General features: G+C 71.0%; 22 protein-coding genes. 6 read left to right on the top strand and 16 right to left on the bottom strand.

Annotated features, from left to right (window positions below; translation table 11 throughout):
- The first annotated feature begins 117 nt into the window (after positions 1-117).
- Positions 118-633: a hypothetical protein gene (locus tag FNH08_RS12565; RefSeq protein ID WP_152771555.1), complete on the top strand. Its 516-nt coding sequence runs from the start codon at positions 118-120 to the stop codon at positions 631-633.
- Positions 634-779: 146 nt separating this feature from the next.
- Positions 780-1433 carry a zf-HC2 domain-containing protein gene (locus tag FNH08_RS12560; RefSeq protein ID WP_152771554.1) on the top strand — a complete coding sequence of 218 codons (654 nt, stop codon included), beginning with the start codon at positions 780-782 and terminating at the stop codon, positions 1431-1433.
- Positions 1434-1503: 70 nt separating this feature from the next.
- On the opposite strand, the gene FNH08_RS12555 is transcribed toward FNH08_RS12560, so the two are convergent.
- On the bottom strand, positions 1504-2364 hold the full coding sequence (locus tag FNH08_RS12555) for an Fpg/Nei family DNA glycosylase (RefSeq protein ID WP_152771553.1): 861 nt from the start codon (positions 2362-2364) through the stop codon (positions 1504-1506).
- A gap of 20 nt (positions 2365-2384) precedes the next feature.
- Positions 2385-4496 carry a SpoIIE family protein phosphatase gene (locus FNH08_RS12550; RefSeq protein ID WP_152771552.1) on the bottom strand — a complete coding sequence of 704 codons (2112 nt, stop codon included), beginning with the start codon at positions 4494-4496 and terminating at the stop codon, positions 2385-2387.
- Positions 4497-4617: 121 nt separating this feature from the next.
- On the opposite strand from FNH08_RS12550, the gene FNH08_RS12545 reads away from it, so the two are divergent.
- On the top strand, positions 4618-6054 hold the full coding sequence (locus tag FNH08_RS12545; protein ID WP_322724341.1) for a lipase maturation factor family protein: 1437 nt from the start codon (positions 4618-4620) through the stop codon (positions 6052-6054).
- Positions 6055-6061: 7 nt separating this feature from the next.
- Here FNH08_RS12545 and FNH08_RS12540 read toward each other — a convergent pair whose 3' ends face one another.
- From FNH08_RS12540 to FNH08_RS12505, 8 genes are read right to left on the bottom strand one after another with little or no spacing between them, the layout of a single operon-like run.
- Positions 6062-6913, bottom strand: a complete 852-nt coding sequence (locus FNH08_RS12540; RefSeq protein ID WP_322724339.1) for an amidohydrolase family protein — start codon at positions 6911-6913, stop codon at positions 6062-6064.
- Positions 6910-7224 carry an L-rhamnose mutarotase gene (locus tag FNH08_RS12535; protein WP_322724337.1) on the bottom strand — a complete coding sequence of 105 codons (315 nt, stop codon included), beginning with the start codon at positions 7222-7224 and terminating at the stop codon, positions 6910-6912. Before FNH08_RS12535 ends, FNH08_RS12540 begins: the two co-directional genes overlap by 4 nt.
- Positions 7221-8213, bottom strand: a complete 993-nt coding sequence (locus tag FNH08_RS12530) for an aldo/keto reductase (RefSeq protein WP_322724336.1) — start codon at positions 8211-8213, stop codon at positions 7221-7223. Before FNH08_RS12530 ends, FNH08_RS12535 begins: the two co-directional genes overlap by 4 nt.
- The gene (locus FNH08_RS12525; protein ID WP_152771550.1) at positions 8210-8965 is read right to left on the bottom strand and encodes an SDR family NAD(P)-dependent oxidoreductase; all 756 of its coding nucleotides are present in this window, start codon (positions 8963-8965) and stop codon (positions 8210-8212) included. Before FNH08_RS12525 ends, FNH08_RS12530 begins: the two co-directional genes overlap by 4 nt.
- A complete protein-coding gene (locus FNH08_RS12520; protein ID WP_322724335.1) occupies positions 8962-10338 on the bottom strand; it encodes an L-fuconate dehydratase in 1377 nt (458 codons plus the stop codon). The genes FNH08_RS12525 and FNH08_RS12520 overlap by 4 nt, the downstream gene beginning before the upstream one ends.
- A gap of 44 nt (positions 10339-10382) precedes the next feature.
- The gene (locus FNH08_RS12515) at positions 10383-11408 is read right to left on the bottom strand and encodes an ABC transporter permease (protein WP_152771549.1); all 1026 of its coding nucleotides are present in this window, start codon (positions 11406-11408) and stop codon (positions 10383-10385) included.
- On the bottom strand, positions 11401-12921 hold the full coding sequence (locus FNH08_RS12510; protein WP_152771548.1) for a sugar ABC transporter ATP-binding protein: 1521 nt from the start codon (positions 12919-12921) through the stop codon (positions 11401-11403). The genes FNH08_RS12515 and FNH08_RS12510 overlap by 8 nt, the downstream gene beginning before the upstream one ends.
- Positions 12918-13991, bottom strand: coding sequence for a sugar ABC transporter substrate-binding protein (locus FNH08_RS12505; protein ID WP_152771547.1), 1074 nt, complete (start codon positions 13989-13991; stop codon positions 12918-12920). Before FNH08_RS12505 ends, FNH08_RS12510 begins: the two co-directional genes overlap by 4 nt.
- Positions 13992-14178: 187 nt before the next feature.
- Here FNH08_RS12505 and FNH08_RS12500 point away from each other — a divergent pair, with 187 nt between their 5' ends.
- On the top strand, positions 14179-14892 hold the full coding sequence (locus FNH08_RS12500; protein WP_322724334.1) for a FadR/GntR family transcriptional regulator: 714 nt from the start codon (positions 14179-14181) through the stop codon (positions 14890-14892).
- A gap of 31 nt (positions 14893-14923) precedes the next feature.
- Here FNH08_RS12500 and FNH08_RS12495 read toward each other — a convergent pair whose 3' ends face one another.
- On the bottom strand, positions 14924-16771 hold the full coding sequence (locus FNH08_RS12495) for a family 20 glycosylhydrolase (RefSeq protein WP_152771546.1): 1848 nt from the start codon (positions 16769-16771) through the stop codon (positions 14924-14926).
- A gap of 274 nt (positions 16772-17045) precedes the next feature.
- Between FNH08_RS12495 and FNH08_RS12490 the strand changes: the two genes are divergently transcribed.
- On the top strand, positions 17046-18392 hold the full coding sequence (locus FNH08_RS12490; RefSeq protein WP_322724332.1) for an amidase: 1347 nt from the start codon (positions 17046-17048) through the stop codon (positions 18390-18392).
- A gap of 48 nt (positions 18393-18440) precedes the next feature.
- Here the strand turns inward: FNH08_RS12490 and FNH08_RS12485 are convergent, their stop codons facing one another.
- Positions 18441-19079, bottom strand: coding sequence for a LysE family translocator (locus FNH08_RS12485; protein WP_152771544.1), 639 nt, complete (start codon positions 19077-19079; stop codon positions 18441-18443).
- Between the two features lie 77 nt (positions 19080-19156).
- Complete coding sequence (locus tag FNH08_RS12480; protein WP_152771543.1) at positions 19157-19639, bottom strand: GNAT family N-acetyltransferase; 483 nt, start codon at positions 19637-19639, stop codon at positions 19157-19159.
- A gap of 705 nt (positions 19640-20344) precedes the next feature.
- Here FNH08_RS12480 and FNH08_RS12470 point away from each other — a divergent pair.
- Entirely contained in the window at positions 20345-21151 is an 807-nt protein-coding gene (locus FNH08_RS12470) for an SDR family oxidoreductase (RefSeq protein ID WP_152771542.1), read from the top strand.
- A gap of 16 nt (positions 21152-21167) precedes the next feature.
- Here FNH08_RS12470 and FNH08_RS12465 read toward each other — a convergent pair whose 3' ends face one another.
- The 3 genes from FNH08_RS12465 to FNH08_RS12455 all read right to left on the bottom strand — a co-directional run.
- The gene (locus FNH08_RS12465) at positions 21168-21401 is read right to left on the bottom strand and encodes a hypothetical protein (RefSeq protein WP_152771541.1); all 234 of its coding nucleotides are present in this window, start codon (positions 21399-21401) and stop codon (positions 21168-21170) included.
- 74 nt (positions 21402-21475) lie between these two features.
- On the bottom strand, positions 21476-22972 hold the full coding sequence (locus FNH08_RS12460; protein ID WP_152771540.1) for an SDR family NAD(P)-dependent oxidoreductase: 1497 nt from the start codon (positions 22970-22972) through the stop codon (positions 21476-21478).
- A gap of 123 nt (positions 22973-23095) precedes the next feature.
- Positions 23096-23926 (bottom strand): WS/DGAT domain-containing protein (locus FNH08_RS12455; RefSeq protein WP_152771539.1); only part of this gene is annotated, 831 nt, incomplete at its 5' end.

Genomic DNA, 23926 nt, shown 5'->3' with positions numbered 1-23926 from the left:
AGTGCCTTGCTGAGGACCGTGGTTGAGCAATCAGCTGTCTTCATCCGTGTTCCGGAGGGGGCCCGTTCAGGGCCCGGAGTCGGGCGACGCGCACGCACCGGAGGAAGGCAGGAAGGGATGCTGCACAGAGGTCAAGAGAGCACGGACGGCACCGGTGGCGGTGAACTGACCGTCCCCATGGCGTGGTTGTACGCCGAGTACATCGCGGACGAACTGCTGAGGACGGGCGACCTGATGCCGCCGACGTCCTTCGAGTTCCGTGCGGGGCGAGACGCCCTGGCCCTGACCATCTTCCTCGCGGACACCGGTGGTGAACTCTCCGGGATCCGGGTCGTCTCCCAACTGGAGAACTGGCTGTCGCTGACCGCGTACGACCAGCCGTGGCAGGACTGGGTGCGCGAGCGCATGGCGCGGCTGACCACCGAGGCGATCGAGTCGGGCGGGCCCTCCCCGGACCTGGACCTGGCCGCCGACGCCTGGCGCTGGCTGGAGGAGACCGAGCTGCTCGCCCCCGACTTGGACGCGGTGCCGGGCGGCGGTCCGGTCATCGGCGAGGACGACGGCCCGAAGGTGTGGACACCGGCCTGGAGACTCGGTCTGCCCCTCGGACACCTGGCGATCCATCTTTTCTAGAACTTCGACCAATCCGTGGGCCCGTCGGCTCCGAAAGTCTCGGTTGCCATTCCGTGATCCGGGGGCTTGAGTGATTCGTCGGTCCGGTGCGTACCGGTGGTAGCAAGAAGCAACCCCCACCGCATCACCGGCTCGAGGAATTCACCATGTGGTCCCAGGATCGTCACCATGACGTCGGCGCCTACGCGCTGGGCGTGCTGGACGAGATGGATGCCTTCCACTTCGAGGACCATCTCCGCGAGTGCCCCCGGTGCGCGGTTCAGGTCACCGAGTTCAGGCCCGCCGCCCGGCAGTTGATGCTCTACCGGGAGGCGACACCGCGCGCGGTGCACCCCTTCGCGGGTCCCGGCCCACGGCTGATGGACCGGCTCCTGGACGAGGTGGCCACGCGGCAGCGGGCCGGACGTCGGCGCTGGCTGTTCGCGGTCGCCGCCTGTGTGGCGTTCGCCGTGGGCGGTCCCGCCGTCGCGGTCTTCGCGGGGCCGGGCGAGAAGGCGAACACCGTCGCGGCGACGGACACCGAGACGGGTGTGTGGGCCGAGGTCCACGCCGAGGACAAGCTCTGGGGCAGCGAGATCGACGTCCAGGTCAAGGACCCGGACGGGGGCCGCGCGTGCCAGCTCGTGGCGATCGGCGCGGACGGCTCCGAGGAGACGATCGCGAGCTGGATGGCGCCCAAGAACACGGCCCAGCCCTCCGATATGCAGGGTGGCGCGGCCATGCCACGCAAGGACATCGTCCGGTTCGAGGTGCGTTCGGACGGCGAGCGGCTGGTGACGCTGAAGGCTCCGTGGGGCTGACAGCACCTCGCGACCGGGTCGCCGCTCCAGGAGTCTGCTACTTGAGCGAGTCCTTACTTGAGCGAGTCCGCTACTTGAGCAGCCGCGACATCCGCCGGTCCGCGAGCGGCTTGCCGCCCGTCTGGCAGGTCGGGCAGTACTGCAGCGAGGAGTCGCTGAAGGACACCTCGCGGATGGTGTCGCCGCAGACCGGGCAGGGCTCGCCGGTGCGGCCATGGACACGCAGCCCCGTCTTCTTCTCGGCCTTCAGCCGGCCCGCGGCCAGCCCGCGGGAGCGCTCGACCGCCTCGGTGAGCGTACCGCGCAGCGCCTCGTACAGCTGACCGATCTCCTCCGGTCCGAGCGAAGAGGCCAGTTTGAACGGGGACATCTTCGCGGCGTGCAGGATCTCGTCGCTGTACGCGTTCCCCACACCCGCGATCAGGCTCTGGTCGCGCAGCGCGCCCTTGATCTGGCGGCGCTCCCCAGTGAGCAGCTCCGTGAAGCGCGCCTCGTCGAAGTCGTCGGCCAGCGGATCCGGGCCGAGGCGGGCCACGCCTGGAACCTCCTGCGGGTCCCGTACGACGTACACCGCGAGCCGTTTCTGGGTGCCGGCCTCGGTGAGGTCGAACCCCTCGCCGGTCTCCAGGGCGACCCGGAGCGCCAGGGGGCCCTTGCCGGGGCGCGGCGGGCCGTCGGGGAGCCGGTCCCGCCACTGGAGCCAGCCCGCGCGGGCCAGGTGGGTCACGAAGTGCAGGCCCTCTGCCTCGATGCCGAGGAACTTGCCGTAGCGGTGCACCGACGTCACCTCCCGGCCCTCGAAGGCGCTGACGGGAGGGTCGTACGTCTTGAGGACGCTGATCGCCACGGGCAGCACCCGGACGACCTCGTGGCCGACGAGACGCTCGGCCAGGAAGTCCCGCAGCGCTTCGACCTCGGGCAGTTCCGGCATACGCCCAGAGTGCCAGGAGCTCACTCCCGTGCGCGAGTGGGGCCCCGGCCCGCCCCGTGGGCCCGGTCCACCACCCCGAACTCGCACCACACGCATTTGCCACCACCCCGTGACTCCACACCCCACACGTCCGAGAGCAGGTCCACGAGGAGCAGGCCGCGGCCGGAGACGCCAGACTCCCCCGCCTCGCGGCGGCGGGGCAGGGCGCTGGAGGTGTCCTCGACCTCGACGCGCAGCCGCCGGTCGGAGCCGGTGAGGACGCGAAGGCTGAGGAGCGCGGCCCCCTCGGTGTGCAGCAGCGCGTTGGTGATCAGCTCGTCGGCGACGAGTTCGATCTCGTCGACGCGTTCGGGGGCGCCCCACGCGCACACGGCCGTCCGGATCATGTGCCGGGCCTCGGTGAGCGCCTCCGGGTCGCCGGACGCGACATTCCGCCGGAGCGGCCCGGCGGCCTGTCGCGCGTCCGGGGCCCGGCGGCGCAGGAGCAGCAGCGCCACGTCGTCCTCACCGCCGCGCTCGTCGGCCACGTCGATGAGCCGGTCGGCGAGGTCACGCACGTCGTCCGGTCCTGAGGTGACCAGCGCCACCAGCGTCCGCATGCCGTCGTCGAGGTCGGCGCCGGGCTGCTCGACGAGGCCGTCCGTGCACAGCAGCAGGGTCTGGCCGGGCTCCAGTTCGACGGTGGAGACGGGGTATCCCAGGCGCCCGAACTCGGCGGACAGGCCGAGCGGCAGGCCGCCGTCCACGTCGATCCGCCGGCAGGTGCCGTCGGGGTGCCTGACCAGCGGGTCGAGGTGGCCGGCCCGGACGACCTGGATCACGCCCGTCGACAGGTCGGCCTCGGCGTACAGGCAGGTCGCGAAGCGCTCGGTGTCGAGTTCGCGCAGGAACACCGAGGCGCGGGCCATCACGGTGGCCGGGGTGTGGCCCTCGGCGGCGTACGCGCGGAGCACGATGCGCAGCTGCCCCATGACGGCGGCGGCGTGTGTGTCATGGCCCTGGACGTCGCCGATGACGGCGCCGACCCGGCCACCGGGCAGCGGGATCAGGTCGTACCAGTCGCCGCCGATGTCCCGGCCGAGGGCGGCCGACCGGTAGCGTACGGCGATGTCGGCGCCCGCGACGCTGGGGATGGAGCGCGGCAGCATGGCCTGCTGGAGGCTCTGGGCGACGTCCTTCTCCTGCTCGTAGAACATGGCCCGCTGCAGGCTCTGCGCGATGCTGCTGCCGAGCGCGACGAGGACGTTGCGTTCCTCCGGTGGGAAGCCGCGCTTGTCGTCGTACAGCAGGCCCATCGCGCCGATGGGCCTCGCCTGGACGATGAGCGGCAGATACGCGGCCGAGGTGATCTTCAGGTCGGTGAGGTGCGGCCACAGCAGGGGGTATCTCCGGGCGAACTCCTCCGGGGACTCGATGAAGTGCGGCGCGAGGGTCCGCACCGCCTCGTTCATCGGGTACTGCGCGTCGAGGCGTGTGACCCCGGTGTCGGGTACGTATCTGTTCTTGGGGCCGGTGGCGACCATGCGGATGCGTCCGGCCTCCACGAGGCCCATGACCAGGCCCGCCGCTCCGAGGTGGGTGAGGCCGCGGGTGTCCGCCAGGACGTCGATCACGTCCTGGACGGTGCGGGCGTGGGCCAGGGCGGCCGTGGTCGTCTGCACGATGTTCGTCTGCCGGCGGCGGGCCTCGGCCTGGGCGGCCCGCTCGCGCCGTGCCTCGGCCTCGCCGAGTTCCTGGGTGGCGTCGCGGACGATGCCGATGATCCGGTACGGACGGCCGGTCTCGTCGCGCAGGATGCAGCCCTGGGTGTGTGTCCAGCGCGGCGAGCCGTCGCGGCGGCGGATGCGGAAGTACGCCCCGTAGTTCTCGCTGCCGTCCTTGATCGCCCGGGAGACGAGGGTGTCGAGCCGACGGCCTTCCATGGGCGGCACCCGCATCGACAGCGTCATCGGGCTGCCGTCGAACTCGTCCGGGCGCACGTCGAAGACCTCGTGGGCCTGGGCGTCCATCCGCATGACGCCGGCGTCCAGGTCCCAGTCGAAGCTGCCCATACGGTTGAGCGCCAGGATCGGATCCGGGTGGGTGGGCCAGTCGTCCGGGAGTGGCCGGGCGCTCGCGCCCCGATCAGCCATGGGGAACACCTTCGCAGGGTTTGCCCGAATATTCGAGTGGAGCGTTCGGTCACGCATCGAGCACTCGGTCACTATTGTCACTAATGCACCTGTTCGGCCCGCACCCCCAGGAGCACCGAGCGTGGAGTGGTTCACCGCCCCCGACTACTGGACCAGCCGGTTGGTCTTCCAACGGGCTCTGGCCGTCGTGTATCTGGTCGGCTTCCTCACCGCGGCCCTGCAGTTCCGCGCCCTGATCGGCGAGCGCGGGATGCTGCCGGTGCCCGCGTACCTGCGACGGGTCTCGTTCCGTCAGGCACCCGGCGTGTTCCACGTCCACTACTCGGACCGCTTCTTCGCGGCCTGGGCCTGGACGGGCTGCGCGGTGTCGGTGGCGCTGGTCGCCGGGCTGGACTCGCTGCTCCCGCTGTGGGGCGCGATGCTGCTGTGGCTCGTGCCCTGGGTGATGTACCTGTCGATCGTCAACGTCGGCCAGACCTGGTACTCGTTCGGCTGGGAGTCCCTGCTGCTGGAGGTGGGTTTCCTGGCGGTCTTCCTCGGCAACGACGAGGTCGCGCCGCCGGTCCTCCTGCTCTTCCTGCTGCGCTGGGTGCTGTTCCGCCTGGAGTTCGGCGCCGGGCTGATCAAGCTGCGCGGCGACGCGTGCTGGCGGAAGCTGACGTGCCTGGACCACCACCACGAGACGCAGCCGATGCCGGGCCCGCTGAGCTGGTTCTTCCACCACCTGCCGAAGCCACTGCACCGGGTCGAGGTGGCCGCTAACCACTTCACCCAACTCGTCGTGCCCGTCCTGCTGTTCACCCCGCAGCCGGTCGCGACGGCCGCCGCCTCACTGATGATCGCCACCCAGCTGTGGCTGGTGCTGTCGGGCAACTTCTCCTGGCTGAACTGGATCACCATCGTGCTCGCCCTGTCCGCCGTGGACTTCGGCGGCACGGCGCCGGACGGCGTGCCCGGAGCACCGCTCTGGTACGAGGCCGTCGTCATCGCCGTGACCGCGCTCGTGGTGGGTCTGAGCTACCACCCGGTCCGCAACATGATCTCCCGCGGCCAGATCATGAACCGCTCCTTCGACCCGCTCCACCTGGTCAACACCTACGGCGCGTTCGGCAGCGTGAGCCGCGTCCGGTACGAGGTGGTGGTCGAGGGCACGGCGGACGACGTGGCGCGGGAGGACTCCGCGTGGCGGGAGTACGAGTTCAAGGGCAAGCCGGGCGATCCACGGCGCTGGCCGCGCCAGTTCGCGCCGTACCACCTGCGGCTCGACTGGTTGATGTGGTTCGCCGCGCTCTCCCCCGCGTACGCCGGTGCCTGGTTCGGCGTCCTGGTGGAGCGGCTGCTGGAGAACGACCGCGACACGCTGAAGCTGCTGCGCGCCTCCCCGTTCCCGCCGGACGCCCCGCCCTGCTACGTCCGCGCCCGCCTCTTCCGCTACCGCTACACGACGTGGAGGGAGCTGCGGGAGACGGGCGCCTGCTGGGACCGGACGTACGTACGGGAGTTCCTGCCGCCGACGCGGCTGGCCCGTGCGGACGTCGTAGGTGATCAGAGGCCGTAGTACGTGATCAGAGGCCGTAGACGCGGGTGGCGGTGCCCTCGAAGACGTCCTGCTTCTCGTCCGGGCTCAGTCCCCGCACCAACACGCCCGTGCCGTGCGCGACTTCGGCGTACGTCGCCGCCAGGGTGCACACCGGCCAGTCGGTGCCGAACATCAGCCGGCCGGGGCCGAAGGCGTCCAGCACCGTGTCGGCGTAGGGACGCAACTCCCCCGCCGGCCAGCCCGAGCGCCACGTGCCGGGGTCCGTCTCCGTCACCATCCCCGACAGCTTGCACACGGTGTTGGGGAGCGCGGCGAGCGCCCGGATGTCCGAGGCCCAGGGTTCGAGCTCACCGGAGGCGATGGGCGGCTTGCCCAGGTGGTCGAGGACGAAGGTGAGTCCGGGCAGGGCCGCGGCCGCCTTGACGCAGGCAGGGAGCTGGTGGGGCAGCACGACGAGGTCGTACACGAGTCCGGCCGCGGCGACCGCCGCGAGTCCCGCGCGTACGTCGGGGCGCAGCAGCCACTCGGGGTCGGGCTCGCCCTGAACCTGGTGGCGGATGCCCTTCAGGAACCGTCCGCCCGCCAGGCCCTTCAGCCGGGCGAGTTCGTCGGCGGCGTCGGGGCGGGTCAGGTCGGTCCAGCCGACCACTCCGGCGACCAGGTCGCTGTCGTCCGCGAGCGCCAGGAACTCCGGGGTCTCCTCGGCCACGGTGATCGTCTGCACCAGCACCGTGCGGTCGACGCCCACCGCGCTCGCCTCGGGTACCAGGTCGGCTAGGGTGAAGTTCCGTCTGATGGGCTGGAGTTCGGGCCCGCTGATCCAGTCCTGGTCGCGTACGGAGAGGTCCCACACATGGTGGTGGGCGTCCACGGTCACGGCAGCTCCCACACGACGGGCAGGCCCGCGCCGACGCCCTCGTCGGAGTAGTCGTGGACGACGTCGAGCAGTTCGGCCATACGGGCCTGCCAGGTGACGTTGACCGGGAGTTTCTCCAACTCGGCCAGCAGACGGGCGTAGTCCTCGCACTCCAGGACGTGGAAGAGGTCGGTGCCGCTGCGCCAGATGGTCCAGGAGGTGGCTCCGGCGGCGCGTATGGCGTCGGTGAGCTCCTTGGGGACCTCGCGGTGGGCCGCCTCGTACTCCTCGACGCGGTCGGCGCGGACCTTGGTGTGCAGGGCGACTCTCACGGCGTTTCCTCTCCGGACGTAGGCACGGGTGCCTCCTTGGGAAGCAGTCCCTCGGCGACCAGCTCCTGCCAGAAGTCCGCGGGCACGACGGCCGCGAACTGCTCGGCGCCGTCACGGGCCTCCTCGGCCGAGCGGGCGCCGACGAGGACGCTCGCGACAGCCGGATGCGCGCCGGGGAAGGCGAGCGCGGCGGCACGCAGCGTCGTGCCGTGCCGTTCGGCGATGTCCTTCAGCCGCAGGGCCCGTGCCATCAACTCCTCCGGGGCGGAGCCGTAGTTGTAGGTCGCTCCGGGCTTGGGGTCCGCCAGCAGACCGGAGTTGAAGGCACCGCCGACGACCACGGAGGCCCCGCGCTCCTCGGCGGCGGGCAACAGGTCGGCGAGCGCGCCCTGTTCGAGGAGGGTGTACCGGCCCGCGCACAGCACCACGTCGACGTCGGTCTCCCGGACGAAGCGGGTGAGCATGGCCGTCTGGTTCATGCCCGCGCCGATCGCGCCGACGACGCCCTCGGCGCGCAGGCGCTCCAGCGCGGGGTAGCCCTCCCGGAATGCCTGTTCGGCGTGGTCGTCGGGGTCGTGGAGGTAGACGACGTCCACGCGGTCGAGGCCGAGCCGCTCCAGGCTGTCCTCCAGCGAGCGGCGTACACCGTCGGCGCTGAAGTCCCACACGCGACGGTGAGTGGCGGGTACGGCGAATCCGTGGGCGAGGTCGTCGCCGTGCCCGTCGGCGGGTTCCAGCAGGCGTCCCACCTTGGTGGAGATCGTGTACGCGTCGCGAGGCCGCTCCCTCAGGAACGCGCCCAGGCGCCGCTCGGAGAGCCCGATGCCGTAGTGCGGCGCGGTGTCGAAGTACCGGATGCCGGCCGACCAGGCGGCGCCCAGGGCCGCGTCCGCCTGCTCGTCGCTGACCTCCGTGAACAGGCTGCCGATACCGGCGGCGCCGAAGGACAGCCCGCTGACCTCGACACCGCTCCTGCCGAGGGTGCTCACTGGCCCACCGGCCGCAGCCGCAGCCCCTGCATACCGCCGTCCACCGCGAGTGCCGTACCGGTGGTGGCGCCGGACAGCGGGCTCGCCAGGTAGGCGACGGCGCCCGCGACCTCGGGTGCCGAGACGAGGCGGCCGGTGGGCTGGCGGGCTTCGAGTGCGGCCCGCTCGGCGGCGGGGTCTGCGGCGGCGTCCAGCAGGCGGCCCACCCACGGGGTGTCCACCGTGCCGGGGTTCACGCAGTTCACGCGGATGCCCTCGCGGACATGGTCGGCGGCCATGGCGAGGGTGAGGGAGAGGACGGCGCCCTTCGACGCCGAGTACAGCGCCCGCTGCGGCAGACCGGCCGTGGCGGCGATGGAGCAGGTGTTGACGATGGCCGCGTGCGACGACTCGCGCAGGTGGGGCAGGGCGGCGCGGGCCACCCGGACCATGCCGAGAACGTTGACGTCCAGCACCCGGTGCCACTGCTCGTCGTCGTTGTCCTCGACCGTCCCCTGGGCGCCGATGCCCGCGTTGTTGACCAGCACGTCGAGTCCGCCGAGGTCGGCGACGGCGGCGGCCACGGCCTCGCGTACGGACGTGTCGTCGGTGACGTCGGCGCGGTAGCCGCGCAGGGGCTTCTCGACCGACGACGGGTCGAGGTCCAGGACGGCGACCTGGGCGCCGCGGGCGGCGAGGAGTTCGGCGGTCGCCCGGCCGATGCCGGAGGCGCCGCCCGTCACCAGCGCCCTGAGGCCCTCGAAGTCGCTCATGCAACGTGTCCCTTCTTGTCGGGGTGTCCGTCGGTCTTTCCGTCGGTATTGAGGTCGGCGACCCAGAACTTACCGCCCGGGAACGTGTACTCCGCGATGGACTCCGGCCGCATGGTGGCGGAGAAGCCCGGCGTGCTGGGTGCCGTGTAGTGACCTTCGCGGATCACCACCGGGTCGAGGAAGTGGTCGTGCAGATGGTCGACGTACTCGATGACCCTGTCCTCGGTGGTACCGGTCAGGGCCACGTAGTCGAACATCGACAGGTGCTGGACGAGCTCGCACAGTCCGACCCCGCCCGCGTGCGGGCAGACGGGCACCCCGAACTTGGCCGCGAGCAGCAGGATCGCCAGGTTCTCGTTGACGCCGCCGACGCGGGCCGCGTCGATCTGGAGGACGTCGAGGGAGCCCGCCTGGAGGAGCTGCTTGAAGATGATGCGGTTCTGGACGTGTTCGCCGGTGGCGACCTTGACGGGGCCCACGGCCTTGCGGATCGCCGCGTGGCCGAGCACGTCGTCGGGGCTGGTCGGCTCCTCGATCCAGTACGGCTCGAACTCGGCGAGCGCCTTGACCCACTGGATCGCCTCGTCGACGTTCCACCGCTGGTTGGCGTCGACGGCCATACGGATGTCGGGGCCGACGACGGACCGGGCGACGCGGCAGCGCCGTACGTCGTCGGCGAGGTCCGCGCCCACCTTCAGCTTGATCTGCCGGAACCCGTCGGCGACGGCCTCGGCGGCCAGCCGGGTGAGCTTCTCGTCGTCGTAGCCGAGCCAGCCCGGGGAGGTGGTGTAGGCGGGGTACCCCTGGGCGAGCAGCCGGGCCTTCCGATCCTCGGCGCCCTCCTTGCCCTGTCGCAGCAGCTCCAGCGCCTCGTCCGGTGTCAGCGCGTCCGTGATGTAGCGGAAGTCGATCTGGCGGACCAGCCACTCGGGCTCGGCGTCGGCCAGCAGCTGCCACAGGGGCTTGTGGGCGCGCTTGGCGGCGAGGTCCCACACCGCGTTGACGACCGCGCCGATCGCCATGTGCATCACGCCCTTCTCGGGCCCGAGCCAGCGCAGCTGACTGTCGCCGATCAACTCCCGGAACAGGGAGCCCGGATCGTCGCACAGCTCGTCGACGGACCGTCCGACCACATGGCTCCGCAGGGCGTCGATCGCGGCGACCTGGACATCGTTGCCCCGCCCGATGGTGAAGGTGAAGCCGTGCCCCTCCGGACAGCCGTCCGCGTCAGCCGCATCGGTGCGCAGCACGACGTACGCGGCCGAGTAGTCGGGGTCCGGGTTCATCGCGTCGGAGCCGTCGAGCTCGCGCGAGGTCGGGAACCGGATGTCGTAGGTGTCGACCGCGGTGACGCGGGCGGAGGTCGGGGACACGGATGGCCTTTCGTTCGGTAACTCGGTGACGAGGAGTCGGCGGGTCAGTCCTGGGCGCGGCCCGTGGTGACGCGGGCGATCATGAGGGCGACCAGGATGATGCCTCCGTAGATGGCCTGGATCCAGAAGGACGGCACCTGCGCGAGGGTGAGCAGGTTCTGCACGACACCCAGGAGGAGTACGCCGGTGAGGGCGCCGAACATGGTGCCCTTGCCGCCGTCGAGGCTGATGCCGCCGATGACCGCCGCCGCGAACACAGTGAAGATCATGTTGTTGCCCTGGTTGGCGCTGATCGCCCCCACATACCCGGTCTGCATGATCCCGCCGACGGCTGCGAGGGTGCCCGCGACGACGAACACGCCGAGCATCACCCGTTCGACGCGGATGCCTGCCGCGCGGGCCGCGTCCACGTTGCCGCCGATCGCGTACATCGCGCGGCCGACGCGGTGGTAGCGCAGGACGAGCCCGGCGACGCCGAAGGCGACAGCCGCCAGCCACACCGACATGGGCACGCGCAGGAAGGTCGTGGTCGCCAGCGAGAAGAACGCGTCGGGCATGCCGAACAGCGTCTTGCCCTTGGTCGCACCGACCAGCAGTCCGCGCAGCACGATCAGCATGGCGAGGGTGACGATGAACGCGTTGAGCTTGAACTTCACCACGAGGATGCCGTTGAACGCGCCGATGGCCCCGCCCACGACGAGGATCGCCAGCAGCGCGAGGGCCGCCGGGAACTCCGTGCCCCAGCCGGACTGCGCGGCCGGCAGCACCAGCAGGGCGCCCACGGCGGGGGCGATACCGACGACCGACTCCAGCGACAGGTCGAACTTGCCGGTGATCAGCACGAGCGACTCGGCCAGCACCACCATCGCGAGGGCGGCGGACGCGCCCAGGATGGAGATGATGTTGCGTTCGGTGAGGAACGAGTCGTTGACGAACGCGCCGAACACCATGAGCAGCAACAGGGCTGGAACTAGGGCGAGTTCGCGGGCGCGGCGGAGCAGGACGGTCTTGGCGGCACGCGGGTCGGGAGCCCGGAGAGGGGTCAGTTCCGGCACCTTCGTGTCAGCCATGGTCCACTCCTTCGATGGAGGCGATCAGCTCGTGGTCGTGCCAGCCCGCCGGGTGCTCGGCGACGACACGGCCGTGGAAGAGGACGAGGACACGGTCGCAGCGGCGCAGGTCGTCGAGTTCGTCCGAGACGACGAGGACGGCCGTACCGTCCTCGCGGGCGTTGTCCACGCGGGACAGCAGGGACTCCTTGGACTTCACGTCGACGCCCGCGGTGGGGTTGATGAGGACGAGCAGCCGTGGGTCGGAGGCGAGGGCGCGGGCCATGACGACCTTCTGCGCGTTGCCGCCGGAGAGGTCGGAGACGGGCTGGTCGGGACCCTCGGTGTGGATGTCGAGGCGCTCGATCAGTTCGGTGGCGACATCGCGCTTGCGGGTGGTGCCGACGAGCCCGTACCGCCCGAGCCGGTCCAGCACGCTCATCGTGGCGTTGTCGCCGATGGTCATGCCGAAGACGAGCCCTTGGCCGTGCCGGTCGCGGGGTACGCAGCCGACGCCTGCCTTCAGGGCCGCCCGGACGTCACCGAACGGGAGCGGCGTGCCGTCCAGCAGGGCCGTTCCGGACGTCGGGGTGTGCAGTCCGGCGAAGGACTCGGCGAGAGCGATCTTGCCGCTGCCGCTGGAACCGGCGAGCCCGACGACCTCACCGCGGCGGACGGTCAGGGCGACGTCCTCGTAGGTGTCCGAGGTCAGGCCCTTGACGTCCAGGACGACCGGCGCGTCGACGCCGTCCTGTTCCACCACGGCTTCCGCCGCGGCCGCCTGCCGTTCGGCGACCACCTCCCCCGCCATCGCCTCCACCAGCGCGGCGCGCGGGAGTTCGGCGACGGGTGCGGTGGTGATCCAGCGGGCGTCGCGCAGGACGGTGACCGTCTGGCAGACCTCGTACACCTCCTGGAGGTGGTGCGAGATGAACAGGAAGGTGACGCCGGACTCCTGAAGTCCGCGCATCCTGTCGAAGAGGCGCTCGATCTCGCGGTTGTCGAGCTGGGCGGTGGGTTCGTCGAGGACGATGAAGCGGGCGCCCTGGCTCAGGGCGCGGGCGATCTCCACCATCTGCCGGTCCTCGACCTTGAGGTCGGCGGTACGGGCGTCGGGGTCGACGCGCACGTCCCAGGTGTTGAGGACCGCGGTGGCCTCCTCGTGCAGTCGGCGCCAGCTGAAGAAGCCTCGCCGGCTGTCGGGCTGGCGGTTGAGGAAGAGGTTCTCGGCGACCGTCAGCTCGGGGACGACGGTGGGCCTTTGGTAGACGCAGGCCACCTTGGAGCGCCAGGCGGCGCGGTCGCCGAGCTGCGGTGCCGGCTGTCCGTCGAAGCGGACGGTGCCCGCGTCGGGGGCCTGGAGTCCGGTGAGGACGGTGACGAGGGTGGACTTGCCCGCGCCGTTGCGGCCCACGAGGGCGTGGGACTCGCCAGGCAGGACGGTCAGCCGGCCGTCCTGCAGGGCGACGGTGGGCCCGTAGCGCTTGACGATGCCCGTGGCCTCTACCAGGGGGGTGGCGGTGGCAGCGCTCATTTGACCGTGTTGCCCCAGAGCTTGGGGTCGTCGACGTTGTCCTTGGTCACCAGTGGCGCGGGCAGCTGGTCCTCCAGGATGCCGCTGGGCAGCTTGACGATCGTGGAGTCGTGGTCGGTGGGGCCGGGCTTGAACGTCTTCCCCTCCATCGCCGCCTTGATGTAGTACATGCCGTACTTGGCGTACGCGTCGGCGGGCTGCGAGACGGTCGCGTCGATCTGGCCCTTGCGGATGGCGTCGAACTCCTGCGGGATGCCGTCGTTCGAGACGACGAAGATGTGCCCCTTCTGGCCCGCCGTCTTCAGCATCCCCTTGGACTTCAGGGTCTGCAGGGTGGGCGCGAGGTACACACCGCCCGCCTGCATGTAGATGCCCTTGATGTCGGGGTTGGCGTTGAGGAGGGTGTCCAGCTTGGAGGCCGCCGTGTCCGACTCCCACTTGGCGGGGATCTCCAGCACCTTCAGCTTGGGGTAGTTCTTCTTGACGCAGGCACGGAACGCCTCGGAGCGGTCACGGCCGTTGACCGAGGCCAGGTCGCCCATGATCTGCACGACCTTGCCGCTCGGAATCTGCTTGCCGAGGTACTCGCAGGCCTTCTCGCCGTAGGCCACGTTGTTGGCGCGGACGACCATGGCGACCTTGCCCTTGTCCGGCGCCACGTCCACCGCGACGACCGGCACGCCCTTGCGCTCGGCCTGGTCGAGGCCCGCCACGATCGCCGCGCTGTCGAGCGGCGCGACGACCAGGCCCTTGACTCCCTGGTTGAGCGAGTTGTTGATGTCGGTGATCTGCTGGGACGGGTCGCTGTTGGAGTTGACCGTCTTGAGCGCGTCGACGCCCTCGGACTTGGCCATCTTGGGCACGTAGTCGTTGTACGACTGCCAGAACGGCGAGGTCAGCAGGGGCAGGATCACCCCTACCTTGCCGTCGCCGCCCCCGTCCTTGGCGGAGGAGGCGGTGTCCTTGGTGCTGCCGCACGCCGCGAGCACGAGAGCGGCACACGAGGCAGCGACCACCACGCGTACCTTCCGTGCCCCTGTCTGCCCGTTCCGTGGGTTTGTGCCGGCCATCTTTCAGCTCCTCGTCGAGCGGGGTTCAAGCGAGCAAGTGAGCGCAGTCAGAGCAAGTGAACGCATATTTATCAGACCACTTCCCCTTCACAACACCCTCCGACGCCAAATTTCCCCACCTTCTGACCGTAGTGGTCCGACCACATGGCTGGTTAGACTTCCGCGCACCGACAACAGGAGGAGTGGCGTGGACGAGACCCCGAGCGAGGCCGCTCCACAGAAGGGCACGGTGACGCAGCGCGCCATCGAGCGCATCAAGGCGATGATCGCCGAGGGCCGCCTGGAACCGGGCCAGCGTCTGCCCACCGAGCGGGACCTGGCCGCCCAGCTGGGCATCTCACGCAGCTCGATGCGGGAGGCGATCCGCGCGCTCACGGTCCTCGGCGTCCTGGAGGCCCGCCACGGGTCGGGCATCTACGTCACCCAGCTGGAGGCCGGGGACCTGCTGGAGACCTTCGGCGTGGTCGCCGACCTCTCCCGTGGCCCCCGTCTGGTCGAGCTGCTGGAAGTGCGCCGCATCCTGGAGTCGACGGCGACCGCGCTGGCCGCCGCGCGCATCACCGAGGACCAGCTCGCGGAGGTCGAGAAGCACCTGACCGCGATGAACGGCACGGACGACCCCGAGGAGATCATCGCCCACGACCTCGCCTTCCACCGCGAGATCGCGGCCGCCGCCGGCAACGAGACCATGGCCGCGATCCTGGAGGGCCTGTCCTCCCGCACCTTCCGCGCCCGCGTCTGGCGCGGCTACCAGGAAGAGGGCGCCTTCGCCCGCACCCGCCGCGAGCACGCCGCCATCCACCGCGCCCTCCTCGCCCACGACCCGGAGGCGGCCCGGGCGGCCGCCGCCGCGCACGTGGGCGAGGTGGAGCAGTGGCTGCGGACCCAACTCAGGGAGTAGCGCGCCGAGTCGGACCCCGGGCCGGAGTGCGTCAGCGGGCGGTCACCTGCCACACGGCGGGCGTGCGCTGGTCCGGCGGGTACTGGACCAGGTGTCCGTCGTCGGTGACGTGGACAGCCATGCGTGTGATCGCGTTGACGAGTTCGTAGCCTCCGGGGGCGGGCACGGGCACCCAGCGCTGCAGGGTGTTCGAGGCGGCGCAGGTCTCCTCGGTGACCGCGCTCCCCGGCTCCAGCGGCACGTTGAGGGTGAGCTTGCCGCTGCGCGTCTCCAGGCACCTGCCGCTCGTGGCGGACTTCAGGGTCACGTAGCCGTCAGGGGTGCGGGCGACCTGGAGGTCGCGTGTCACACCGCCGCCGCGGAAGGTGTACGTTCCGTCGGCCAACGGCACACGGGTCAGGTCACGCCATCCGGGGGCGTGCCCCACGGCCCGCGCACGGGCGGTGAACTCCGCGTACGTGGCGTCCGGGTGCGGTGATCCCCAGGTGGCCTGCGCGATGTGCCTCAGGGCCGGGTCGAGCAGGACGGCGACCTCGTTCTCGGTCTCGCCGCGTCCGTTGTCCGGCCACAGGCTGATCTTCGCCCCGGTGATGCCGGTGCGCGAAGTGAGCTTCTCGCCCTCGAAGCCGCGCGGGTCCCAGCTCTGGTCGTACAGGCCCTTGGTGTCCGAGTGGAAGCCACCGCGCACGAGGTAGAGGGAGTACGAGGCGTTCATCACCGGGTAGCCCTGCGCGATGAGTTCGCTCGGCTTCACCGCCACGTTCAGCCAGTGCTCGACGGTCGTGCCCGCCGTGACCGGCACGGTGTTGGCGCCGGTGAGTCCGTCGTTCCAGATGCGGAGCTTCTTGCCCTTGGTGGCCGCGTACGCGTGGACGCGGTTGACGAAGTCGATGAAGGCGTCCTGCGGAGTGGCGTCCGCACCGTACTTCTGGCGTGCGTAGGCGAGGACCTGCGGGTACTTGGCGAAGTCGGAGCCGAGCATGTACTCGTCGGCTCCCATGTGCCAGGAGGTGGCCGGGAAGACCTGGGCGTACTCGTCGATCAGGCTCGTGTAGTAGTCGAAGGCGGCCTGCTGGGTGACGTCGAGCCGTGAGGGCTGCTTGACGCCGTCGGAGTCGGTGAGCTGCAGGTCGGGGCGGTTCTCGATCCAGGGGTCCATGTGGCCCGGGGAGTTGATCTCCGGGATGATCTCGACGTGGTACTTCTCGCCGAGGGCGACGATGCGACGGATCTCGTCCTTGGTGTAGTAGCCCCAGGTGTTGGCCTCGGGGTGGGCCTCGCTCTTGACCTTCAGTTCGAGCAGGAGCTGGTTGAGCTTCTGGTACGCCATGTCGCGCACCAGGTTCTCCAGCCACTCGGTGGAGATGTGGACGTAGCAGGCGCAGACGCCGACCCCGCGTTCCTTGTACTCGGGCACGTCGACGGTGCGCCCGGCGGGTACGCGGTCGCCCTGCGCGAGGAGCTGGAGCAGGGTGCGGGTGCCGTAGAAGGCGCCGGTGTCCGTCCGGCCGGTGATCGTCAGGCGGGCGCCCGCGCGAAGTTCGTATCCCTCTGCTCCGAGTCGCGCAGCCGAGGGGTCGACGTCGACAACGATGTCTCCGGTCCGTGGCGCGACGTCCCGGACGACGGGTACGGTGCCACGGCCCGCCGCACGCAGATCGTCGGCGAGGGTGCCGGCGACCTCGCGTGACTCCTGGTCGCGGGCGACGATGCGGGTGCTTCGCGCGAACGCGTAGCTTCCTTCTCCGGGTGCCCAGTTGGACAGTGCGGGCACCGTGACGGGTGGCGGCCCCGCCTTCTGCGTCTGGGCCGCCGCCGGAACGGGCGCCACGAGCAGCACCAGCCCCGCCACGGCACCGATCACTCTGGACCAGGCCATACCGCTCCACCTCACAGGAAGTTCGCAGTCATCGGATGTCTGATCCTTGGAAGGTGATGCCTCAGTTGTCAATGGGGCGTGCGTTGCGGGAAATCGAAATGTTCGCCAGCGGAGGTTCCACAACTCATCGGATGATGCCTGACGAGTACGGAGACGAGCATGGAGACGAGAAGGGAACAGACTCTCGACGTGGCGCACTCCGGCAGGGCACAGTGCTCCTCGTACACGTCGGCTACTGGCGAGTACGTCCACGTCTCACGCGCAGGGAGCGACCGTGACCAGCTGGGTCGGCCGGACCGCCGCCGAAATCGCCGCCGCCGTACGGGAGAAGAGGATCACGCCCCGGGAGGTGGTGGCGGAGCACCTCGCGCGGATCGAACTGCTGGACTCCCGCGTCGGGGCGTTCCGTACGGTGCGGGCGGAGGCGGCTCTGGCCGAGGCGGACGAGGTGGCCGCCCGGGGTGACCTCGACGGGCTCCCCCTCGCGGGCGTGCCCCTGGCCGTCAAGGACAACCTCTCCGTACGCGGCGAGTCGACCCGCATCGGCACCGCCGCCACCCCGGACACACCGGCCGGCCAGGACCACGTGACGGTGGCCCGGCTGCGTGCGGCGGGCGCCGTGGTCGTGGGCCTCACGAACGTGCCCGAGCTGTGCGTCTTCGGCACCTCGGAGAGCGTGCACGGCATCGCGCGCAACCCGTGGGACACCACGCGCACGGCGGGTGGCTCGTCCGGCGGCAGCGCGGCGGCGGTCGCCGCCGGGATGGTGCCGATCGCGCTCGGCAACGACGGGATGGGCTCGCTGCGCATACCGGCCGCCAACTGCGGGCTGATCACCCTCAAGCCGGGCTCCGGGGTGGTACCGGCGGGGATCAGCGAAGGCGACTGGTTCGGAATGTCCGAGAACGGTCCGCTCGCGACCACGGCCGAGGACACCCGGCTGATGTTCTCGGTGCTGGCGGACACACCTGACGCGGCCCGCGCACCCGAGCCGGCGACCCGCCGGATCGCGGTGTCCGTGCGCAGCCCGCTGCTCGGCGTCACCGTCAGCCGTCCGTACACGACGGCGGCGCGCGAGGCGGCGAAGGCGCTGTCCGGGGCCGGACACCAGGTGCGCCGCGCCGACCCGCCGTACCCGCTCTGGCTGGGCACGACGTCCCTGGCGCACTGGACGGCGGGCACGTCGGTCGACGCCCAAGGACTCGATCCCCTGCGCCTCGCCCGCCGGACGCGGGTCCACGCGGCGCTGGGCCGCCGCTTCGTCCGAAGCGTCCGCGAGGGCGACCGGCGTGAGCAACTGCGCCGCCGTATGGAGCCGTTCTTCGCCGAGCACGACGTGCTGCTCACCCCGACGCTGGCCCGGCGCGGGCCGGCCGCCGCGCCCTGGCACGAGCGTGGCTGGCTGCGCAACGTGCTGGCCAACACCAACTACTCCCCGCTGACACCGCCGTGGAACCTGACGGGCTGGCCGGCGATGTCGGTGCCGTTCGGCACCCTGCCGAGCGGCGCGCCCTGCGCCGTCCAGCTCGTGGGCCGGCCCGGCAGCGAGCTCGACCTCCTCGCCGTGGCGGGCCAGTTGGAGGAACTGCGCCCCTGGCAGCGCACGGCGCCCTTGTCCTGACCGCGCGTGCCGGGCGTCGTGACGCCACGGAGATCCACCCGAAGTGCCCTAATCCTTGCGGCCGGTCGCGGCGACGGTCACGCCGAGGCCGATCATCGTGAGGCCGCCCACTCCGCCGACCAGTGACAGCCGCGCGGGCGAGCGGGCGAACCAGTCCCGTGCGGTGGCCGCGACCAGCCCCCACAGGCTGTCGCAGGTCACCGCGATGGCGTTGAAGACGAGCCCGAGGAACAGCATCTGGAGCACGACGTGCCCTTGGCCGCGGTCCACGAACTGGGGCAGCACGGCGGCGAAGAACACGATGGTCTTGGGGTTGGCCACGCCGACCAGGAACCCCTCCCACAGCGTGCGCCGGCTGCCGTGCGCTGCTCCGTCGGCGTCGAACGCGGCCTGCAGTGAGCCGCGTCGGCGCCACGCCTTCACGCCGAGGTACACCAGGTAGGCGGCACCCACCAGCTTCAGTGCCGTGAAGACGAGCACCGAACGCTCCACGACGGAGCCGACACCCAGCGCGACGGCGACCACGAGCACATACGCGCCCGCCGTGTTGCCCACCACCGTGGTGAGCGCGGCCCGGCGGCCCTGGGCGAGGGCCCGGCCGATCACGAACAGCACGCTGGGGCCGGGGATCACGATCAGCAGGAACGACATGGCCGCGAAGGCGAGAAGACGGTCGGTGGGCACCATGGGCTCATGCAAGCACGGCGGCGATGCCCGCCCCAGTGATTTTCCGGCGTCCGGCACGGCGGCGCCGGGCCGCCGGGTCACAGGGCCCGGTGCATGACGTGCAACCCCACCCGGCCGTGCCGGGGGTGCTCGTACGACTCCGGCACGGTGCCGAGCACGCTGAAACCGAGCGATGCCCACAGCCTCACGGCGGGGTTGGTCTCGACGACGGCGTTGAACACCATGGCCCGGTAGCCGTCGGCCTTGGCCGCGGCGAGGACGTGCTCGGCGAGGGCGCGGCCGATGCCGCGCCCGCCGTGGTCGGGATCGACCATGAAGCCCGCGTTGGCCACAGCGGCAGCGGGACCACCGTAGTTGGGAGTGAGGTAGGCGGAGCCGACGGTGGCTCCGGTGGCGTCCTGGGCGACGTACACGCGCTTGGCGGGCGCCATCCACAGGGCGCGAGCGGCTTCTTCGGAGGTGTCCGGATCCCAGGTGTAGCTCTCACCGGCGGCGACGATGCGGTGCCAGAAGGGCCAGATGCGTGGCCAGTCCTCGGCCGTGGCTTCTCTGATCAGCATGGGCGCGAGTCTCGCACGCCCGTGCCGCCGGCGATCGCGACGGGTCCTGCCCGGAATCAGTCCACACTGGGGAGGATGTGGGGCTCCGCGAGGTCTTCCTCGTACCCAGCGAGACGGATCGGGGCGGACCTGGCCCACACGTCTAGGCTGCCGAGCTCCTTCTTGGGCCGGCGGCCCGCGCGCTCCGTACGATCCTTGGGGCGCTCATCGCGATTGCTCTTCTCCGGTGTCACCGCGCACTCCTTATGTGTCGGGTCACCCTCGGGACCGGCCGGCTCACCGTTCTGCCGTGCGCTGGGCGCCCGCTGGGTGTGGTGTGGAACTGGTTCGGACGCGGTGGCGCCTGTCGAGTTGTGGCGAGATCAGCCGTGGTGACCGGCTTGTCCCGGGACGGACTGGGTGTGGGTGGAACCCATATAAGGCTGTCCGTCGGCTATAGAGTACCCATTTGAGCGGATGAGCGCTCGATGGGGCTGAAAACACGAGGTAACTGTCTTGAGTCGTTCCGTGCCCGGCCCACGACGCAACGACATGGGCGCCGGTCAAAGGCCCCGCAGTTGACCGTTCGAAACCGACACCCCCCGAACGGGCTAACGACAGGCGCCCGTCACACCCGGAAACGGGCTCCGGATTCAGCCAACGTCCCGGCCGTGCTTCCTCGTCTCCGGTCTGTGAACTGACGCCCCGTCATGAGACGCTCCGCGGATGACGTCTCCGTACGGACTCGAGGGCCGGGCCGCGATCGTCACCGGGGCCTCGCGCGGGATCGGGCTGGCCGTCGCCGAGGCGCTGGTGGCGGCGGGTGCGCACGTGTGTGTCACGGCACGTGACGCGGAGGATGTGGCACGGGCCGCCGCCGAGCTCGGCGGGATCGGGCTCGCGGGGTCCGTGGCCGATCCGGCGCATCTGCGGGCACTGACCGGGCTGGCGCTGCGGGAGTTCGGCCGGATCGACCTCGTCGTCAACAACGCGGGCACGAACGAGCCGTACGGGCCGCTCATGGCCGTCGATCCCGACCGCTGGCGTGACGCCTTCGCCGTCAACGTCGAGGCGCCGCTGCGGCTGGTGCAGCACGCGTGGCGGGCGTGGATGGGCGAGCACGGCGGTGCCGTGGTGAACGTCTGCACCGAGGGGGCCGGGCACGTCGGGCCCCACGTCGGCGCCTACGGCACCAGCAAGGCCGCCCTGCTGCACCTCACCCGGCAGCTCGCCGGTGAGCTGGCGCCCGCGGTACGGGTCAACTCCGTCTCCCCCGGCCTCGTCCGCACCGACATGGCACGGTTCGTGTGGGAGGGCGCGGAGGAGGAGCTCTCCGCGGGGCTCCCGCTGGGCCGGCTGGGCACGCCCGAGGACATAGCACGGGCGGTCGTGTGGCTGGCCTCGGACGCGGCGGAGTGGGTCACGGGGGCGGATCTGCTGGTGGACGGTGGCACCCGGGTCAGGACGGCGTACGCCTCGCCCGGGTACGCCGTCCACGACCGCCTACGGTCACAGGTGCCACCTCACCCTTGACGATGCCCACCTCCCCTCAGGGGAACAGGGCGATCCCCGTGAAGATCAGCGTGAAGATCGAAGCGATGAACAGGATCGTGCTCCAGGCCACGGGATGCCTCAGCGGATCCCTGGGGCCGCCGCCCCGGGGCCGGTCCTCCGGCAGTACGGGGTTGGCCGGACGGTCGCTCGCGTAGAACTCCTCGTCGGTCAGATACACGTTGCGCGGATCGCCGAGGCTCCGCGGATCGATTCCGTGTGAACTGTCCATGGCAACTCCTGGCGCGGTACTCACCAGGGCCCGAGTACCCCGGCGGACGCCGGGGACACGTCAAGGGCGGCGGCTCACCACTTCCCGGGCGCGTAGTCCTTCAGGAAGACGCCGTACAGGTCCTCACCCTGCTCACCGCGCACAATCGGATCGTAGACCCGGGCCGCGCCGTCCACCAGGTCGAGCGGGGCGTGGAAGCCGGCTTCGGCGAGGCGCAGCTTGTCGTAGTGGGGGCGCTCGTCGGTGATCCAGCCGGTGTCGACGGAGGTCATGAGGATGCCGTCGGTCTGGAACATCTCGTGGGCGCTGGTGCGCGTGACCATGTTCATGGCGGCCTTGGCGGCGTTGGTGTTCGGGTGGCCGGCGCCCTTGTAGCCGCGGCCGAAGACACCCTCCATCGCCGAGACGTTCACAACGTAGGCGCGCTTGCCGGCCGCCTTGCGCGCGGCCTCGGCCATCGCCGGGCGCAGCTTGCTGATCAGGATGAACGGCGACGTGTAGTTGCACAGCTGGGTTTCCAGAAGCTCCACCGGGGAGATCTGCTCGATGGTCTGCACCCAGGTGTTGGTGTCGACCACGTCCGGGACCAGGCCGCCCGCGTCGATGGCGGTGCCGTCCACGTGGCGGGCGAGGCTGGCGTTGCCCGCGACCAGGGCGAGGTCGGCGACCTTCTGGGCGTCGAGGCCGCTGGTGCCCAGGGGCAGGGCGGCCAGGCCGTCGACCGCGCCGGAGTTGAAGGCGCCGATGACGTGGTGGGCGGGGAGTTCCCCGGCGGGCAGCGGGGCGCTCTCGCCCTCGACCAGGGCGGCGTAGGCGGCGGGCAGCCGCCGTACGGTCTGGGTCGCGTTGTTGACGAGGATGTCGAGCGGGCCCGCCTCGGCGACCTGGTCGGCGAGCGCCACGGCCTGGGCCGGGTCGCGCAGGTCGATGCCGACGACCTCCAGGCGGTGCATCCAGTCGCCGGAGTCGTCCATGGCCTTGAAGCGGCGGATGGCGTCCTTCGGGAAACGCGTGGTGATCGTGGTGTGGGCGCCGTCGCGCAGCAGCCGCAGCGCGATGTACATGCCGATCTTGGCGCGGCCACCGGTGAGCAGGGCGCGCTTGCCTGTGAGGTCGGCACGGGCGTCGCGCTTGGCGCGGTTCGTGCGCGCGCAGTCCGGACAGAGCTGGTGGTAGAAGTAGTCGACCTCGACGAACCGGGACTTGCAGGTGTAGCAGGAGCGCGGGCGCTGGAGTATCCCCGCGATCCTGCCCTCCTCGGTGTTCGACGACGGCAGCAGACCCTCGGTCTCGTCGTCGATGCGCTGGGCGGAACCGGTGGCGGTGGCCTCGGTGACCGACTTGTCGTGGGCGGTCTTGGCGGCCCGGCGCTCCTGGCGGCGGCGCTGCTTGACCGTGCGGTAGATGCCCGCGGTGGCCCGGCGCACGGCGATCGCGTCCGGGTGGTCGACGTCCAGCTTGTCGAGCTCCTCGAGCACGCTGAGGCAGACCGCCAGCCGCTCCGGGTCGATGCCGGGGCCGTACGACGACACCTCGTCCATGGTCGTCGGGCCGTCCTCTGTCACCGTCATCGCCGCTGCCGCTTCCTGGTCACCCGTCGCGGCGCTCCTTCCGCGCTCGCTGTCAACCGCGGAATTGTACGGAGCGCCGGGCCGGGTGGCCAAACCCGCTCGGTCACGGGATGCGGAAGCCGGTCACGGAGCGCAGGCGTCGAGCAGCGTCTCCATCTCCCCGGACACGGACTCGGCGAACCGGTCGAGGTCGGGTACGGCCTCGGCGTCGGCGACGAGCCCGTAGTGGACGCGCCCGCGGTAGGTCGAGACCGCGACCGCGAGGGACTGACCGCGGGCCAGCGGCGCGAAGGGGTACACCTCGGTGAGCGCGTGCCCCCCGAGCCTGAGGCCGAGGCCGGGCAGCGGCACGCTGGTGACCAGGATGTCGAACCAGAGCCGGGCCGCCTGGCTGACCAGGGGTCCGCCGAGCCGGTGGCCGAGCGGTGGCACGTGGTCGGCGAGCAGCGCGACGGCGCCCGCGCCCCGGTTGGGGCCGGCGTCCTTGTTGCGGTCCATGGCGTTACGGACCGTGGCGAGACGGCCCAGCGGATCCGGTTCGTCCACGGGGAGCCGTATCAGGTAGCCCGACAGCCGGTTGCCCTGCGGGTGCGCGGTGCGGGGGCGGCGCTTGGAGACGGGGATCAGGGCGCGGGGCGTCACGCCCTCACTGCCGTCCCCGCGCTCGTCCAGCCAGCGGCGCAGGGCGCCCGCGACGATCGCGATCAGGACGTCGTTGACGGTGCCGCCGACCGCTTTGCGCACGGTGTGGACCTCGTCGAGGTCCAGCACCACTCCGGCGGTACGGCGGGTGCCGCTGGACCGGGAGGTGAGCGCGGGGCAGGGGCGTACATCCAGGGTGGAGCGGGCGACGGAGGCGCCGATGTCGAGGGCGCGGCCCACGTCGGAGAGGGCGCCGCGGACGAGCCCCGGCAGTCGGCGCACGTCGGGCAGGAGGCCGCGCGGGGGCTCGGC

It is taken from the genome of Streptomyces spongiae (assembly GCF_009377185.1).
Taxonomy (GTDB): Bacteria; Actinomycetota; Actinomycetes; order Streptomycetales; family Streptomycetaceae; genus Streptomyces; species Streptomyces spongiae.
The sequence above is the reverse complement of the archived record's forward strand: the minus strand, read 5'-3'. Positions and strand labels throughout refer to the sequence as shown.

Coding starts and splice junctions, on each gene's coding strand:
- FNH08_RS12565 (WP_152771555.1), top strand. CDS start 118: ATGCTGCACAGAGGTCAAGAGAGCACGGACGGCACCGGTGGCGGTGAA.
- FNH08_RS12560 (WP_152771554.1), top strand. CDS start 780: ATGTGGTCCCAGGATCGTCACCATGACGTCGGCGCCTACGCGCTGGGC.
- FNH08_RS12555 (WP_152771553.1), bottom strand. CDS start 2,364: ATGCCGGAACTGCCCGAGGTCGAAGCGCTGCGGGACTTCCTGGCCGAG.
- FNH08_RS12550 (WP_152771552.1), bottom strand. CDS start 4,496: ATGGCTGATCGGGGCGCGAGCGCCCGGCCACTCCCGGACGACTGGCCC.
- FNH08_RS12525 (WP_152771550.1), bottom strand. CDS start 8,965: ATGAGCGACTTCGAGGGCCTCAGGGCGCTGGTGACGGGCGGCGCCTCC.
- FNH08_RS12515 (WP_152771549.1), bottom strand. CDS start 11,408: ATGGCTGACACGAAGGTGCCGGAACTGACCCCTCTCCGGGCTCCCGAC.
- FNH08_RS12510 (WP_152771548.1), bottom strand. CDS start 12,921: ATGAGCGCTGCCACCGCCACCCCCCTGGTAGAGGCCACGGGCATCGTC.
- FNH08_RS12505 (WP_152771547.1), bottom strand. CDS start 13,991: ATGGCCGGCACAAACCCACGGAACGGGCAGACAGGGGCACGGAAGGTA.
- FNH08_RS12495 (WP_152771546.1), bottom strand. CDS start 16,771: ATGGCCTGGTCCAGAGTGATCGGTGCCGTGGCGGGGCTGGTGCTGCTC.
- FNH08_RS12485 (WP_152771544.1), bottom strand. CDS start 19,079: ATGGTGCCCACCGACCGTCTTCTCGCCTTCGCGGCCATGTCGTTCCTG.
- FNH08_RS12480 (WP_152771543.1), bottom strand. CDS start 19,639: ATGCTGATCAGAGAAGCCACGGCCGAGGACTGGCCACGCATCTGGCCC.
- FNH08_RS12470 (WP_152771542.1), top strand. CDS start 20,345: ATGACGTCTCCGTACGGACTCGAGGGCCGGGCCGCGATCGTCACCGGG.
- FNH08_RS12465 (WP_152771541.1), bottom strand. CDS start 21,401: ATGGACAGTTCACACGGAATCGATCCGCGGAGCCTCGGCGATCCGCGC.
- FNH08_RS12460 (WP_152771540.1), bottom strand. CDS start 22,972: ATGACGGTGACAGAGGACGGCCCGACGACCATGGACGAGGTGTCGTCG.